We start from the raw sequence: 14,576 nt of genomic DNA, 5'->3' as shown, positions 1-14,576 counted from the left end.
TTTTTGCATCTGCTACCGGTTTAAGGCTGGGGATGCCGTCTCAAGCGCCGACTTCCCAGGCGCCATGTTCATGCTTGGCTTGCGTATCAGCGTCGTCGGTTTCGTTACGCTCGCTCGCTTGCGGCGACGTAGCCTTGGCCGGCGCCGTGATCGGCGGAACACCGTCGAGCGTGAAGTGCACACGTTTGTCGGTAGAACCATTCGCCGGCGCGTTAGCCGACGCCACCACCGTCTTCGGCGCAACCGGCTGTGCCGGCGCTTGCGGCGCGTTGATCGGCACATTGCGGCCGTGGGCGACATCGCGAAGACGTGCGCGCTCGGCCAGCACCTTGGCGCCGTAACCGCCGTCGTCCTGCGAGGTCGAACCTACGTAGAACCGCAGGCCACCCGCAACGGAACCGCCGCGCGCGATGCAATCCTTCAGGACCAGCGCGCCGACCTTGATGTTTGCAAGCGGCTCGAGCGCGGCGTGCGATCCGCCGAAGTACTGGAATTTGTCGGAGTGGACCTTCGACATGACCTGCATCAGGCCCTGCGCGCCCACGCCGCTTTCAGCGTAAGGATTGAAGCCGGATTCGATCGCCATGACCGAGAGGAGCAGCAACGGGTCGAGACCGACTTCACGGCCGGTATCGAAGGCGGCACGGACCAGCTCGCTCACCGGGTCCTGCGCCACGTGATAACGCCGCGCAATGAAGTTCGCCACGAGGTTCTGCTCACGCGTGGAAACCAGAACGCGATCGTCGCGGGCATCGGCCACTACCCGCTGCGATGAAATTGCGCTGGCGAGCGTGGAAACTGTGGGCAAGGTGCGGGGATCGAGCCCGTTCGGCGAAACCGCCAGGCTCAGGCCGCCAGTCAGCTTGCGGGCGCTGTCGTCGTCGCTGGCGGCTGAGCCGAGCGACGCCGTCTCGCCGTTGCGCAATGCTTCTTCACGCTGATGACCAATTGCAAATGGCGGTAGGGGTTGGCCAGCAAGCAGACGCGCCGGGCCGGCCTGGACGGCCGCCGAGACCAGCGGCATCAATTTTGCGGCGAAGGAGCCGCGCCAGGCGGGAAGCAGCCACAGCGCGAGCGCTGTTACGACGGCCGCACAACCGACCAGGCTGAAGACGGTAAGACTCATATGTTTGGCGCGACGCAGCACGGCGCGCAGATACAGCGCGATGCGAGCGTCAGGACGCCATGACAACCAAGCATTCATTGGAGCTCCCAAATGCATTGATTTCTACAGATGTAAACGTTGAAAACCGCCACACCACGGAGAAATCGACACCGCCAGCTCTGGGACAGCCCACGAGCGGTATCGGGAAAAACGGCACAAACCGTTGGGACAGCCCTAACCGGAATACTTCGAATCCGGGTGCGCGCGGCACGAAGAACATGCCGGGGCGCGCACACAGGCCACCACGCGAAAAACCGGCGAAGAAGAGCGCCGGCATGAACACCACTGCCATTACTTACCGGAACAATCCGGCCGGGTGACGCAGCGCGTCGTTTCAAAAGACCCGTGGCACTGGTAAATAGTTGCAATCGGTGTTGTCAATGTCGATGGATTCTAGCAGCCTCAAATGATCCGTCAATGCTGAGAAATGTAAAACCCATTACTTTTGGTTATTATAAACAGTGTTCAGAGCCCTCAAAGCGCCTTCCCAAGCGGTTTTCCAGCGGTCAAGCCCGAGTTGTGCCGTTGTGTGACCTGACGTACCGACATCAACACAGGTAAAATCGACAATCGCCCGCGCGCGCTCCGGAGCCTCTCCACGAACTTTGTTATGCGCCGGGCTGCAGATAATTTTCCTCGCAGGCCCTACCCCTCAGCCGATGAAATACAAAGACCTGCGCGACTTCACTGCTCGCCTCGAAACGCTTGGCGAGTTGCGCCGCATCAAGCAGCCCGTTTCTCCAGTTCTTGAAATGACCGAGTTGTCCGATCGCGTGCTGCGATCGGGCGGCCCCGCGCTGCTTTTCCAGACGCCAACCGGACACACCATGCCGGTGCTGGCCAACCTGTTCGGTACGCCGAGGCGCGTGGCCCTGGGCATGGGTATCGAAACGGAGGCGCAAGTCGCTTCGGACCCGAGTCTTCTCAGTGACAAAGCTGCACTCGAGTCACTTCGCGATGTCGGGCGCCTGCTCTCCGCCCTCAAGGAACCCGAGCCGCCCAAGGGATTGAAGGACGCAGGCAAGCTGTTCACGCTCGCCAAGGCCGTATGGGACATGGCGCCGAAGACGGTGAACGCCCCGCCGTGCCAGGAGATCGTGTGGGAAGGACAGGACGTCGATCTTGCACGCCTTCCTATTCAGACATGCTGGCCGGGCGACGCCGGTCCGCTGATCACGTGGGGCCTGACCGTCACGCGCGGGCCGAACAAGACGCGGCAAAACCTCGGCATATATAGACAGCAACTGATCGGGCGCAACAAGCTCATCATGCGATGGCTCGCACATCGCGGCGGCGCGCTCGACTTCAGGGAGTTCGCGCTTGCCAATCCGGGCAAGCCGTATCCGGTTGCCGTGGTGCTCGGCGCCGATCCCGCAACGATTCTCGGCGCCGTGACGCCGGTGCCCGACTCGCTTTCCGAATATCAGTTTGCCGGTCTGCTGCGCGGCGCGAAGACCGAGCTGGCAAAATGCCTGACGCCGGGCGTCGACACGCTGCAAGTACCGGCGCGCGCCGAGATCGTGCTCGAAGGGTTTATCTACCCGCAAGACGGTCCCCTGCCGCAGGCGCCCGAGGGCGCGCCGCCGAGGCCATCGAACAATGCGTCCGGCAAATACGAGCACGCGCTCGAAGGTCCGTACGGCGACCATACGGGCTACTACAACGAACAAGAGTGGTTCCCGGTCTTCACGGTCGAAAAGATCACCATGCGCCGCGATGCGCTCTATCACTCCACGTATACAGGCAAGCCGCCCGACGAACCCGCCGTCCTTGGCGTCGCGCTCAATGAAGTATTCGTGCCGCTCTTGCAGAAGCAGTTCACCGAGATCACCGACTTCTATCTGCCACCCGAAGGCTGCAGCTACCGCATGGCAATCGTGCAGATCAAGAAGAGCTACCCGGGACATGCCAAGCGCGTGATGTTCGGCGTCTGGAGCTTCTTGCGGCAATTCATGTACACGAAGTTCATCGTGGTGGTGGACGACGACGTCAACATCCGCGACTGGAAGGAAGTGATCTGGGCAATTACAACGCGTATCGATCCATCGAGAGATACGGTGCTCGTCGATAACACCCCGATCGATTACCTCGATTTTGCTTCGCCGAAGGCCGGGCTAGGATCGAAGATGGGTCTCGACGCCACGAACAAATGGCCCGGCGAGACGGACCGCGAATGGGGCCGCCCGATCGTGATGGACGACGCGGTCAAACGGCGCGTCGATGCGCTGTGGGACGAAATCGGCTTTTCGGGAGGAGCACGGTCATGAGCGCTGCGGCGACGGTTTATCGTGGGGAGTCGGTGGAGAACACGCACACCGCGCATGTCGCCGTGGTCGACACCGAAGGCCGCCTCCTGCATGCATTCGGCGATCCGTCGCGCATGACGCTCGCGCGCTCCGCCGCAAAACCGGCGCAAGCGCTGGCCGTGCTGGAAACGGGCGCGCTCGAACGTTTCGGCTTCGATGACGCCGATCTCGCCCTGATGTGCGCGTCGCACAACAGCGAGCCGCGCCATATCGAACGCGTGAAGGCGATGCTCGCCAAGGCGCACGCAACAGAAACCGATCTTCGATGCGGCGGTCATCCGCCGTTATCGGACGCGGTCTGGAAGGACTGGATCAGGCGCGACTTCACGCCAACAGGCGTGTGCAGCAATTGCTCGGGAAAACACGCGGGGATGCTCGCCGGTGCGCAGGCACTGGGTGCGGCGATCGCGGATTATCACTTGCCCGATCATCCGCTTCAGGTCCGGGTCAAGCAGACCATGGCCGAAGTTTGCGATCTTCCGGGCGACGGTGTGCAATGGGCCACGGACGGATGCAACCTGCCTACGCCGGCGTTTCCGCTTGATCGGCTCGCACGGCTTTTCGTGAAGATCGCCGCCGCCGGTACACCTCCCGATAACACGCCGCGCTCGGCCGCCCTCGCCCGGATCTACCGCGCGATGACAACCTACCCCGAACTCGTCGCCGGCGAACACCGCTTCTGTACTGCGCTGATGCGCGCCTTCGAAGGTGAACTGGTCGGCAAGGTGGGCGCCGATGCGAGCTATGCGATCGGCGTGCGCGAATCGGGCTCGCGCCCGGCACTGGGTATCGCCGTGAAAGTCGAGGACGGCAACACGGCCGTGCTCTACGCCATCGTCACCGACGTGCTCGATCAACTCGGCATTGGCAACGCGGCACAACGCGAAAAGCTAAGCGCCTACCGGAATCCGACCATGCGCAACACGATGGGTATTGAAACGGGACGGCTTGTGGCCTCAGTGCCGCTCGAACGCGCGTAACCACTGCCCCACTCAATAGCAATCAAAAAGGGAAAGCCTGGATGCACGCGTTGCCGTTGTTGTCGGATGGATTCTTTCTGTCGTTGTCGCTGTGTCTGGATATTGGTATTGCAAACGTCGCGATCATCTCGCTGACGCTTTCCCACGGTTTCAAGCCCGGCATGATGCTGGGCCTCGGCACCTGCGTCGGCGACCTGCTGTATGCGGCGCTGGCGCTGGCGGGCATGGCCGCGTTGCTCCAGTTCGATGCCGTGCGCTGGGTCGTATGGATCGGCGGCTCGATCGTGCTGCTGTTCCTCACCTTCAGGATGGCGCGTGAGGCGCTTTATCCGGCATCCGCGCCTCCGGTGGAAGGCGAGGCCGATGTCGCCACGCCCCGGCCCTCGCATCTGCGCAGTTTCCTGCGCGGGGTGTTGCTGGCGGTTTCATCGCCGAGCGCAATCCTCTGGTTCGCCGCCGTGGGTGGCGCGCTCATCGCGAAAGCCGGCGCGACCGGCAAGATGAGCGCGTCGGTATTTCTCGCAGGTTTTCTTGCAGGCGGCCTCGCATGGACGGTGTTCATCTGCACGCTCGCAAGCCATGGCCGCAAGCGCGCAGGGACTGCGTTGCTGCGCGCTTGCCATGTTTTATCGGCGGTGCTTTTCGCGTACTTCTCGTACAGCGTGATCGTGCACGGATACCACGACCTGATCGTGAACAGCGCAACGGCAATTTAACGCGATCGCATCACGCGATAAAACCCGCAAACCGCGCCATGTCCACGTTGCCGCCGCTGATCACCACGCCCACGCGCTTGCCCGCTACCGGCACGACGTTCTGAAGCACCGCTGCGGCCGCGAGACAGCCGGTCGGCTCGACAACCATCTTCATGCGCTCGGCAAAGAACCTCATGGTCGAGACAAGCTGGTCGTCGCTGACGGTCACGACGCGATCCACGAGCCGCTGCAGGATTGGGAAGTTGTATTCGCCGACATGCGTGGACGCGGCGCCATCGGCAATAGTGCGCGGCACATCGATATGCACGATCTCACCGCGCGCCAGCGATTGCTGGGCGTCGTTGCCCGCTTCCGGTTCCACGCCGATCACCGTGCACGACGGACTCAGCTCGGCCGCTGCCAGCGCGCATCCGGCGAGCAGCCCACCGCCGCCAAGGCACACGAACAAGTAGTCCAGCGGCCCCGTCTCCTCGATCAATTCCTTCACGACGGTTCCCTGCCCGGCGATCACGTGCGGATGATCGTACGGCGGAATCAGCGTCATGCCGCGCTCTTGCGCGATCTTCGCGCCAATAGCCTCACGATCTTCCGTGTACCGGTCATATGTGATCACCTCGCCACCATATCCACGCGTGGCTTCCATTTTCGCGGCGGGCGCGTCCTCCGGCATGATGATCGTCGCCTTGATGCCCGCGATCCGGGCGGATAGCGCGATTGCCTGCGCGTGGTTGCCCGACGAATAGGTCAGGACGCCGGCCTTGCGCTGGGTATCGGAGAAATGTGAGATCGCGTTGAATGCGCCGCGAAACTTGAAGGCCCCCATGCGCTGGAAATTCTCGCACTTGAAGAAGAGGCTGGCGCCGGCGAGGGCGTCAGCGGTGTTCGAGGTCAGGACAGGCGTGCGATGCGCGGCGCCGGCAATGCGTTTGGCGGCATCGGCGACGTCGGCATATGTGGGTGCGGGGAGAATGGGCATCTAGCATCAGGCGGCGGTTGGAGGGAACGCCATTGTCCCAGCATAGTGCTGCGTCTGAAAAGCTGGCCAATCGGCCTACGATCGAGAACTGCGGATAAACCTCGAAAAAGCAAAACGGCGCAACCGGTCGAGCCGAATTGCGCCGCGCTTGTCATCCGCGCTTGTCATCAAGCGAAAGAATCAGTCTAACGAGCCGCGGCTCAACGCCGCCATCCACCGTATCCGCCGCCATATCCACCACGATAGCCACCGTGATATCCGTATCCACCGTGATACCCGCCGTAGTACGGCCGACCATAATAACCCCCACCGACGACCACAGCGGGCGGCGCATAGACCACCGGCGGCGGCGCGTAATAGACCGGAGCCGGGGGCGGAGCGTAATACACGGGCGGAGGCGGCGCAGCGTAGACCGGATACGCCGGCACGCCAATGCCGATACCTACGGAAACGTGAGCCTGAGCTGCACTTGCGAAGCCTGCACCGATGGCTGCAGCGACCACAAACGGGACTAACTTTTTCACTTTTCTTCTCCCCGCTGCGGTACCCGTGCACACGACGGGATAACGCAACGACATGCATTGAATGTAGCTAAAAACCCTGAAACCCACCTTAAGCATTTGTAGCCAAATGCAATTGGAACTGTCTTGAAACTGGGCGTTCTCCGGCGGTTTTCAAGTCGAGCGGCGCCTTTCGCTTCATAGCTGTAACCGCTCAGCGGGCGATGTTAAGGGTTTGCAGAGTTAGCCGCCAGTCACAGCCCGAGGTGACCGTTTATTCCAAATGTCACCAATGAAATGATTCATTACAATTGACTGAACGACGCGAAAACTAAAACAGCCCCGCCGATGGAGAACCATCGAACAGGGCTGCGATTTCTAAGCGTTCTAAGTCAGGCAAGGTGCTGCAAGTTTTTTCGCTCAGCCTACTTTCACGTACGCGAATTCGCGTGTGACATTGGGTGGCACGTACGCCCCGCTGATGCGCACCCGCGGCGTAAGTCTTTTTCGTTGATCCCACCACTGACGCCGATGCGTCTCACTGAGAAAACGAAGATGTTTCCGATAAGCAAAGATACTCATGGTGACCCCTGAAGGTTGCGAAACCGGCATTGGCAAGCAATCTGACACTTGAACCTGGCGCTGAAGCGGCACTCTGTCGAAACCCATGAGGAATGGGCCGCCGCGCCGATTCCGCCTATTCCTACCGTCGCGTCGCGCAAACCGACCACGCCGCGATCAAAAAGGTGCTTACTTTTTCATCGGAGCAAAGACTATGCCCTTCCTTCCATATCGCTTCCTGGCTTTGCGGGCGAACGCTCTGGCATACAGACGATCGCCCTCGTCCCACCTATGTTGTAGTTTTAACCCTCCCCATTGACGTCATCGGTGCGACGCCGAACGCATGACCATCGAATCGCCCGGGCTGAAGGCGAGCGCATGCCCAACCGCAGCGTGCGGCAACCGTCCCAAGGCGCACTCAAGCCATGCTATGGTGATGCCCGGCGCGCCAGTGTGGGGAAGCCGCCGGGGGATCTGGCGGGCGCGCTGAACCAATGCTGCAAACCACCCGTTCGAATGCCCTGGTTGAACGCTGGCCGGAAACACCCGATACACCAGTTACCCGGCTGCCCTCGACGCCAATCCATTCAGCTACCAGAAAGAACAAAATGATCAAAGTCAGCTTTATGTATCCGTATAGCGAGAATGCGCGCTTCGACATCGATTACTACTGCTCGCACCATATACCGTGGGTCGCCGGCCTGTTGGGCACTACATTGAAAGGCTGGTCGGCCGACGTCGGCCTTGGCGGCGGCGCACCGGGTTCAAAGCCCCTATACGTGGCCGCCGGCCACCTGCTGTTCGACTCCGTCGATGCGTTCAAGGCCGCAGTAGCGCCGCACGCAAAAGCTTTTGCGGACGATTTGACGAATTACACCGACGGCGATCCGGCCGTCGTGCAGATCAGCGAAGTCCGAGCCAGCAGCTAGGTAAACAACCGGCTATGCGGCGTGCCACGCCGCCCTTTACTGCCCTCGTGACAACCCTGCGCGGCCGCGAGCGCCGCGCTTTTGCCTTGAAAAGGATCTGAGATGTTTGGCGAGATCGCCCGTTTTGTACTCAACACCGTATTTACGCTGTTCGGCGCGGCGCTGTTGCTGCGCGCCTGGATGCAATTTGTCCGCATGCCGCCGTACAACCCGGTTTCCAACGCCGTGATGCAGGCGACCAACTGGCTCGTCCTGCCGCTGCGCAAGATCTTGCCGGCCACCAAGTCGGTCGATCTGGCGAGCATCATTGCCGCGTTCATCGCGGCGTTTGTCTTCCTGATCCTGATGGTGCTGCTTGCCGGCATTGATCCGGCAGGCATCCCGGTCCTGCTGCCTACCCTGCTCCTGGTCGCGGTGATCACGGTCGTCAAATGGGCGCTGAACCTGATCATCTGGATGACGATCCTGATGGCGTTGCTGTCGTGGCTCAATCCGCAATCGCCGGCCATGCCGCTGCTGTATCAACTGACGGCGCCGTTTCTCGAACCGCTGCGGCGCATTCTGCCGCGCATGGGTGGTATCGATTTGTCGCCCATCCTGCTGTTCGTGATCGTGCAGGTGCTGTTGATGATCGTGACGCGCCTGGCCGTGACAATGACCATGTTCGGCGTCTGAAGCGTTGTCCAAACGGCCGAGGTTGCGGGAACGCGGCCGTTCCGCGTAAAATCGCGGTCTCTGCGGGCGTCGTATAATGGCCATTACCGTAGCTTCCCAAGCTACAGACGTGGGTTCGATTCCCATCGCCCGCTCCAGTTTCGAGTTGTTTTGACTTCAAAAAGCCGCCCTCCTAGGCGGCTTTTTGATTTAAGGCGGCGTTCTCGTATTTTCCGCCGCCGCGCCTTTGCTCAACCACTGAATCCGTCCTTGCCGATGATCCACGACCCCACTTCAGACCACGACGACGCCGAAGCGGCCGATAACGATTCAACCGAAGGCGAGAATACGGCTGACGGCCGGCCGCACCGCCGTATCCGGAGTTTCGTGACGCGGGCGGGCCGGGTATCGACGGGACAACGTCGTGCGCTCGATGACTTCGGCCCGCGTTTTGTCGTGCCGTACACGCCGCAACCGCTCGATTGGGACGCCACCTTCGGCCGCAGCGCGCCGCGCGTGCTCGAAATCGGCTTCGGCATGGGCGCGACGACGGCGGAAATCGCCACGGCACGTCCCGGCGATGATTTTCTCGGCGTCGAAGTGCACGAGCCGGGCGTGGGCGCGCTGTTGAAACTGATCGGTGAGCAGGGCCTTGAAAACATCCGGATCGTCCAGCACGACGCCGTGGAAGTGCTCGAACACATGATCGCGGCGGAAAGCCTCGACGGCGTTCACATTTATTTCCCCGATCCGTGGCACAAGGCGCGGCACCATAAGCGCCGGTTGATACAGCCGGGGTTCGTCTCGCTGCTCGTTTCGCGGCTCAAGCCCGGCGGTTATCTGCATCTCGCGACAGACTGGCAGAACTATGCCGAGCAGATGCTCGAGGTGTTATCGGCGGAACCGGCGCTCGACAATACGTCCGATGCCGGTTATGCCCCGCGTCCGGATTATCGGCCGGTGACGAAATTCGAACGCCGCGGGCTGAAACTCGGCCACGGCGTCTGGGACCTGGTGTTCAAACGCCGCTGACGTAGCACATACCCCGCATCGCTGAAACAAAACAGGCCGATTCAACCGAAGTTGAACCGGCCTGTTTCCATATGCATGGGCAACCGCTTATTCAGCCCAGCTCAATCCGCCGCTGTATCCGACGATCAAGATCAGCAACCCAAAGCCGATCCGATACCACGCGAACGCTGTGAAATCGTGCGTGGCGACGTAGCGCAGCAGCCATCGGATACAAACGAACGCGCTGATGAACGCCGCCACCAGCCCGACCATGAAGAGCCCGAGCGAGTCCACCGTCAGCGACTTCCAGTCCCTCGCGAGCTCATACAAGGTGGCGCCGAAAATGATCGGGATCGCGAGGAAGAACGAAAACTCGGTCGCAACCTTGCGTTCCAGCCCGAACAACATCCCGCCGATGATCGTCGATCCCGAACGCGATGTACCCGGAATCAGCGCAAAACACTGCGCGAGGCCGACCTTGAGCGCATCGGAATAACTGAGGTCGTCGACGGAAGTCACGCGCGGCGCGACATTCTTGTCGCGGTTGCGTGCCTCCGCCCACAGGATCACGAGGCCGCCCACGATCAGCGCCACCGAAACCGGCACCGGCGCGAACAAGACAGCCTTGATGTGCTTTTCGAGCAGCAGCCCCAGCACGATGGCCGGAATGGTCGCAATGATCACGTTCAACGTGAACCGGCGTGCCTTGGGCTGCGTTGGAAGACCGGCCACGATTGATCCGATCTTGCGCCGGTACTCCCAGACGATGGCAAGGATCGCGCCGAACTGGATCACCACGTCGAACGTCTTCGCCTGGGCGTTCGTAAAGTTCAGCAAACTGCCGGCCACGATCAGATGTCCCGTGCTCGAGACCGGCAAAAACTCGGTCAACCCCTCCACCACGCCCAGAATCAGCGCCTTGCAAAACAGAATCCCGTCCATCGCTCCGCCCTTTCGCCATTGGTCGGCCGTTGCCGGCCGGTCGTTCAGGGCATGCCGCGAGCGGAAATGTCATCGAAAAAAACTATTTCTCGACGATCTGCACGCGTATGCCGTTTGTAAGGACAGTGATTGTACCGGGTTCGTAATTAACTCCGGCAAACTGTAATTGTTCGGGCTTGAACGTGTAGATGGGGTAGCGGTCGAGAAACTGTGTCGCCATGACCGCGCCGGCCGCGTTGATCTGCTGGGTGTATTGCGCGGCGTCGCCGGTGACCTGGGTATCGTCGACAGTCGGCGACATCAGGATGACCGAATGGCTGGCTGCGTCGTAGGCCAGTTGGCTGGACAACGTGAAGACGCCCGTCACGGGGTTCGGCATGAATGGCGTTGCCAGGCGGGCGTCCACCCGCACGGTGATGCGGTTGCGATCCGGTGCAAGGCCGACCAGCGGATTGGCGAGCGTGACATCGAATATCTGCGATGCCGTGCGCTGGAACGGAAACTTGCGCTGCACGGCGTCCTGTACTTCGGCGCGGCTAAACGTGTAGTGATCGGGGATGAACGGGAAAATGGATGCAGCGCGCGCCGGTTTGCCCGGCTGAGTTCCCAGCGCCACCGCGCCCGCGCCGCCCAGGGCCGCGAGCAGGAACCGGCGCCGCTTCGGCGCAACGGCTTGAGTCATGCGAAATTCTCCAGTGACTTGAATGAGCGTTCGACCGTTCAGACGCGCTCGGGTTGCTCAGGTTGTGTATCGATTTCGAGTTGCGTCAGCCAGGCGAGCGCGTAGCCGCGGCTGTCTCCACACATCGGTTCCGATGGCTGAAGGCCTGAGCAGCAAGCGGGTCGGCGCGGATCGCCGAATATCGCGCAGCGCAGATCCTCTCCGAGCTGCACGCAGCGTACTCCCGCCGGCTTGCCGTGAGGCATGCCGGGGATTGCGCTCGAAATTGACGGCGCGATGCAGCACGCGCCGCACGCTTCGCGGCACGCGTGGGCGGACATCTTCGGGTCGGGAACGGCGGCCATGGATCGGGCGTTTTTAAAAAGCGGCAACCCGGCATTGTGCCACTGGGTGACTGCGGCGATATCACGCAAGAATCGTGGAAATGTGTCGGATAGACTCGAACGATCCCATCACGGCGTGTCAGCAATGTCCCTCTTCCGCCCCGATCTGCTCACAAAATATGATGCGGCCGGGCCGCGCTACACGTCGTATCCGACCGCCGTCCAGTTCACCGACTCCTTCGATCGCGACCATTACAGGCGGGCGGCGGCGGACCCGGACGCGGCATCGGCGGATCTCTCGCTGTACTTCCATATTCCCTTCTGCGACACCGTCTGTTTCTATTGCGGCTGCAACAAGATCGTGACGAAGAATCGCGCGCACGGGAGGCCGTATCTCGATCGGATGAAACGTGAGCTTGCCTTGCAGGCCGCGTGCTTCGATACAACCCGCCCCATCACGCAATTGCACTGGGGCGGCGGCACGCCGACGTTTTTATCGCACGAGGAAATGGCCGAGCTGATGGTCGCGACCGGCGAGGCGTTCGATCTGCTTCCCGACGCGCAAGCGGAATACTCCATCGAGATCGATCCGCGCGAGGCGTCGGCGGAGACCATCGGCGTGTTGCGCGATCTGGGCTTCAACCGCCTCAGCTTCGGCGTGCAGGACTTCGATCTGCGCGTGCAGCAGGCGGTCAATCGCGTGCAGCCTTTCGAGATGACCGAAGCGGTGATGTCGGCGGCGCGGGCGGAAGGCTACAAGTCGGTCAGCGTCGACCTGATTTACGGGTTGCCGCATCAAAGCGTCGAGAGCTTCAGCCGTACGCTCGATACGATCATCGGCCTCGCGCCGGATCGTCTGTCCGTCTTCGGCTACGCGCATATGCCGCGCCTTTTCAAGATGCAGCGGCACATCGATGCAACCGCGCTGCCGTCCCCCGCCATACGTCTCGCGATCCTGGAACGGGTCATCGAGAAGCTGACCGGGGCGGGTTACGTGTATATCGGGATGGATCATTTCGCGCTGCCCACCGATGAACTCGCGATCGCCCAGCGCGCCGGGACGCTGCAGCGCAATTTCCAGGGCTACAGCACGCAAGCGGATTGCGATCTGATCGGGCTCGGGGTTTCATCGATCAGCAAAGTCGGCGACGTCTACGCGCAGAACGCGAAGGACATGGCGGGATACGGCGAGGCCATCGACCGCGGCGAGCTGGCGATCACCCGCGGTGTGCGCCTTACCGCCGACGACCGGATGCGGCGCGACGTCATCACTCAGTTGATGTGTCAGTTCTCGCTGCGCTTCGACGCCATCGAGGCGGTTTATGGCATCCGGTTTCCCATTGCGTTCGCGAGCGAACTCGAACGGCTGAAACCGCTCGAAGCGGACGGGCTGGTCGAAGTCACAAACTGGGGCATCAACGTGCTCGCCGACGGACGCATGCTGGTGCGCAACGTGGCAATGATCTTCGATCGCTATCTCGCCGGTCATGCCGTGCAGCGCTTCTCCAGAACAATTTGATCCGCGGCCGCATGGCCCTTGCAGCGCCCGCCTCCTCGCGATACCTTTGGCAACTTTGCCGCCCGTCGCCGTGAAACGCGCTATCGTGCGGCGTGCTCCACGTTCCACAGGCAGGCAATGCATTTATCCACAAAACGGGCAGGCGTCATTGCGGCTATCGTCGTCGTTATCTTGCTGGCGATCGGCGTCGTTCATTCGCTCAAAAAGCGCGCTGCGGCCGAAGCACCGGCGACGCCGTCCGCTTCGGCCGATGAGTCGGTCATCGAATTCACGCCGGACGATCTCACCGTCGTCACGCGTCATACGCTGTCCGAAACGCTGCCGCTCACCGGGTCGCTGCGCGCAGTCACGCAAGCGGCAGTGAAGGCGAAGGTCGCGGGGTCGGCGCTGGATGTCCGGGCGCGCGAAGGCGATACGGTCAAGGCCGGACAAATCCTGACCACGATCGATGCGCGCGACTACGCCGCCCGCGCCGACCAGTCGCGCGGACAGATGGCCGCGATGGCCGGTCAACTGGACATCGCGAAACAGACGCTCGAAAACAATCGCGTGCTGGTGGAAAAGGGCTTCATATCGAAGAACGCCTTCGATACGGCGCAAAGCCAATACGCCATCGCCGCAGCAAACCTGGCTGCGGCGCGGGCGGCGTTGTCGTCATCGAATTTGTCGGTGGCGGACACCATCGTGCGCGCGCCGTTCGGCGGGCAGATTGCTTCGCGCAGCGTGGAACCGGGCGAGCATGTGGCCGTGGACGCCAAGCTGTTCGATGTCGTCGATCTAACCCAGCTCGAACTCGAAGCACCCGTGCCCGTGGGCGAGATCGGGCGCGTGCGGGTCGACCAGCCGGTGCGCATCCGCTTCGATGGAATCGATGCCCCGGTCAGCGCCACGGTCACGCGCATCAACCCGGCCGCGCAAGCCGGCTCGCGCTCGATCATGATCTATGTGCGCGTGGCCAATCCACAGTCGACCTTGCGCGTTGGCATGTTCGGAACCGGCAGCGTCATTGTCGGCAGCACGGCAAATGCGATGGTCGTGCCGGCGACGTCGGTCCGCACGGACGGCTCGCGTCATAGCGTCTACGCAGTCACGAACGGCAAGCTCGTCGAAGTCCCGGTGACGACAGGCGCGACCGGCGACGCCGACGGTGCAAGCTGGACGGAACTCGCGGACTCGTCACTCAAGGAAGGTCAGCAGGTCGTGAAGAACAACCTCGGGGCGTTGCGTATAGGCAGCAAGGTGCGGCTGGTTGGTTCAAGCACAAGCGCCGCGGCTTCGTCACCCGTCGCCTCCAAATAGCGGAGCCGCACGC

At 61.8% G+C, this 14,576-nt stretch carries 14 protein-coding genes and 1 tRNA gene; 9 read left to right on the top strand and 6 right to left on the bottom strand.

Features of this window, described 5'->3' with window-relative positions:
* Positions 1–40: 40 nt before the first annotated feature.
* Positions 41–1,204 carry a transglycosylase SLT domain-containing protein gene (locus AXG89_RS10400; RefSeq protein ID WP_061998888.1) on the bottom strand — a complete coding sequence of 388 codons (1,164 nt, stop codon included), beginning with the start codon at positions 1,202–1,204 and terminating at the stop codon, positions 41–43.
* Positions 1,205–1,824: 620 nt separating this feature from the next.
* On the opposite strand from AXG89_RS10400, the gene ubiD reads away from it, so the two are divergent.
* Genes ubiD through AXG89_RS10385 form a run of 3 tightly spaced genes read left to right on the top strand, consistent with a single transcriptional unit; the run spans position 1,825 to position 5,167 of the window.
* Positions 1,825–3,432, top strand: a complete 1,608-nt coding sequence (gene ubiD / locus AXG89_RS10395; protein WP_062169603.1) for a 4-hydroxy-3-polyprenylbenzoate decarboxylase — start codon at positions 1,825–1,827, stop codon at positions 3,430–3,432.
* Entirely contained in the window at positions 3,429–4,451 is a 1,023-nt protein-coding gene (locus AXG89_RS10390; RefSeq protein WP_119024631.1) for an asparaginase, read from the top strand. Before ubiD ends, AXG89_RS10390 begins: the two co-directional genes overlap by 4 nt.
* A 41-nt stretch (positions 4,452–4,492) precedes the next feature.
* Positions 4,493–5,167 (top strand): LysE family transporter, encoded by a 675-nt coding sequence (locus tag AXG89_RS10385; RefSeq protein WP_062169601.1) that lies wholly within the window; start codon positions 4,493–4,495, stop codon positions 5,165–5,167.
* 10 nt (positions 5,168–5,177) lie between these two features.
* On the opposite strand, the gene AXG89_RS10380 is transcribed toward AXG89_RS10385, so the two are convergent.
* Positions 5,178–6,143, bottom strand: coding sequence for a threo-3-hydroxy-L-aspartate ammonia-lyase (locus AXG89_RS10380; protein ID WP_062169599.1), 966 nt, complete (start codon positions 6,141–6,143; stop codon positions 5,178–5,180).
* Between the two features lie 200 nt (positions 6,144–6,343).
* Positions 6,344–6,667 (bottom strand): hypothetical protein, encoded by a 324-nt coding sequence (locus AXG89_RS10375; RefSeq protein ID WP_075359639.1) that lies wholly within the window; start codon positions 6,665–6,667, stop codon positions 6,344–6,346.
* 1,145 nt (positions 6,668–7,812) lie between these two features.
* Here AXG89_RS10375 and AXG89_RS10365 point away from each other — a divergent pair.
* The 4 genes from AXG89_RS10365 to trmB all read left to right on the top strand — a co-directional run bounded on the left by AXG89_RS10365 (position 7,813) and on the right by trmB (position 9,819).
* Positions 7,813–8,133, top strand: coding sequence for an EthD family reductase (locus AXG89_RS10365; RefSeq protein WP_062169597.1), 321 nt, complete (start codon positions 7,813–7,815; stop codon positions 8,131–8,133).
* Between the two features lie 102 nt (positions 8,134–8,235).
* Complete coding sequence (locus AXG89_RS10360) at positions 8,236–8,808, top strand: YggT family protein (protein ID WP_061998881.1); 573 nt, start codon at positions 8,236–8,238, stop codon at positions 8,806–8,808.
* A gap of 62 nt (positions 8,809–8,870) precedes the next feature.
* Positions 8,871–8,945 (top strand) — tRNA-Gly (locus AXG89_RS10355).
* A 118-nt stretch (positions 8,946–9,063) separates the two neighbouring features.
* Complete coding sequence (gene trmB, locus AXG89_RS10350) at positions 9,064–9,819, top strand: tRNA (guanosine(46)-N7)-methyltransferase TrmB (RefSeq protein WP_062169595.1); 756 nt, start codon at positions 9,064–9,066, stop codon at positions 9,817–9,819.
* An 87-nt stretch (positions 9,820–9,906) separates the two neighbouring features.
* Here the strand turns inward: trmB and AXG89_RS10345 are convergent, their stop codons facing one another.
* From AXG89_RS10345 to AXG89_RS10335, 3 genes are all read right to left on the bottom strand, one after another.
* Entirely contained in the window at positions 9,907–10,740 is an 834-nt protein-coding gene (locus AXG89_RS10345) for an undecaprenyl-diphosphate phosphatase (RefSeq protein WP_061998879.1), read from the bottom strand.
* Positions 10,741–10,822: 82 nt separating this feature from the next.
* Positions 10,823–11,422, bottom strand: coding sequence for a DUF1439 domain-containing protein (locus tag AXG89_RS10340; RefSeq protein ID WP_061998878.1), 600 nt, complete (start codon positions 11,420–11,422; stop codon positions 10,823–10,825).
* Positions 11,423–11,460: 38 nt separating this feature from the next.
* Positions 11,461–11,766, bottom strand: coding sequence for a YkgJ family cysteine cluster protein (locus AXG89_RS10335; RefSeq protein ID WP_061998877.1), 306 nt, complete (start codon positions 11,764–11,766; stop codon positions 11,461–11,463).
* Positions 11,767–11,890: 124 nt separating this feature from the next.
* Here AXG89_RS10335 and hemN point away from each other — a divergent pair, with 124 nt between their 5' ends.
* Positions 11,891–13,264: an oxygen-independent coproporphyrinogen III oxidase gene (gene hemN, locus AXG89_RS10330; protein ID WP_061998876.1), complete on the top strand. Its 1,374-nt coding sequence runs from the start codon at positions 11,891–11,893 to the stop codon at positions 13,262–13,264.
* 117 nt (positions 13,265–13,381) lie between these two features.
* Positions 13,382–14,563: an efflux RND transporter periplasmic adaptor subunit gene (locus AXG89_RS10325; RefSeq protein ID WP_061998875.1), complete on the top strand. Its 1,182-nt coding sequence runs from the start codon at positions 13,382–13,384 to the stop codon at positions 14,561–14,563.
* Positions 14,564–14,576 lie beyond the last annotated feature (13 nt).

Origin of the sequence: Burkholderia sp. PAMC 26561, assembly GCF_001557535.2 — a bacterium.
Lineage (GTDB): Bacteria > Pseudomonadota > Gammaproteobacteria > Burkholderiales > Burkholderiaceae > Caballeronia.
The sequence above is the reverse complement of the archived record's forward strand: the minus strand, read 5'-3'. Positions and strand labels throughout refer to the sequence as shown.

Bases quoted from the DNA above. Each gene is read 5' to 3' on its own strand.
- AXG89_RS10400 (WP_061998888.1), bottom strand. From the start codon at position 1,204: ATGAATGCTTGGTTGTCATGGCGTCCTGACGCTCGCATCGCGCTGTAT.
- ubiD (WP_062169603.1), top strand. From the start codon at position 1,825: ATGAAATACAAAGACCTGCGCGACTTCACTGCTCGCCTCGAAACGCTT.
- AXG89_RS10390 (WP_119024631.1), top strand. From the start codon at position 3,429: ATGAGCGCTGCGGCGACGGTTTATCGTGGGGAGTCGGTGGAGAACACG.
- AXG89_RS10385 (WP_062169601.1), top strand. From the start codon at position 4,493: ATGCACGCGTTGCCGTTGTTGTCGGATGGATTCTTTCTGTCGTTGTCG.
- AXG89_RS10380 (WP_062169599.1), bottom strand. From the start codon at position 6,143: ATGCCCATTCTCCCCGCACCCACATATGCCGACGTCGCCGATGCCGCC.
- AXG89_RS10365 (WP_062169597.1), top strand. From the start codon at position 7,813: ATGATCAAAGTCAGCTTTATGTATCCGTATAGCGAGAATGCGCGCTTC.
- AXG89_RS10360 (WP_061998881.1), top strand. From the start codon at position 8,236: ATGTTTGGCGAGATCGCCCGTTTTGTACTCAACACCGTATTTACGCTG.
- trmB (WP_062169595.1), top strand. From the start codon at position 9,064: ATGATCCACGACCCCACTTCAGACCACGACGACGCCGAAGCGGCCGAT.
- AXG89_RS10345 (WP_061998879.1), bottom strand. From the start codon at position 10,740: ATGGACGGGATTCTGTTTTGCAAGGCGCTGATTCTGGGCGTGGTGGAG.
- AXG89_RS10340 (WP_061998878.1), bottom strand. From the start codon at position 11,422: ATGACTCAAGCCGTTGCGCCGAAGCGGCGCCGGTTCCTGCTCGCGGCC.
- AXG89_RS10335 (WP_061998877.1), bottom strand. From the start codon at position 11,766: ATGGCCGCCGTTCCCGACCCGAAGATGTCCGCCCACGCGTGCCGCGAA.
- hemN (WP_061998876.1), top strand. From the start codon at position 11,891: ATGTCCCTCTTCCGCCCCGATCTGCTCACAAAATATGATGCGGCCGGG.
- AXG89_RS10325 (WP_061998875.1), top strand. From the start codon at position 13,382: ATGCATTTATCCACAAAACGGGCAGGCGTCATTGCGGCTATCGTCGTC.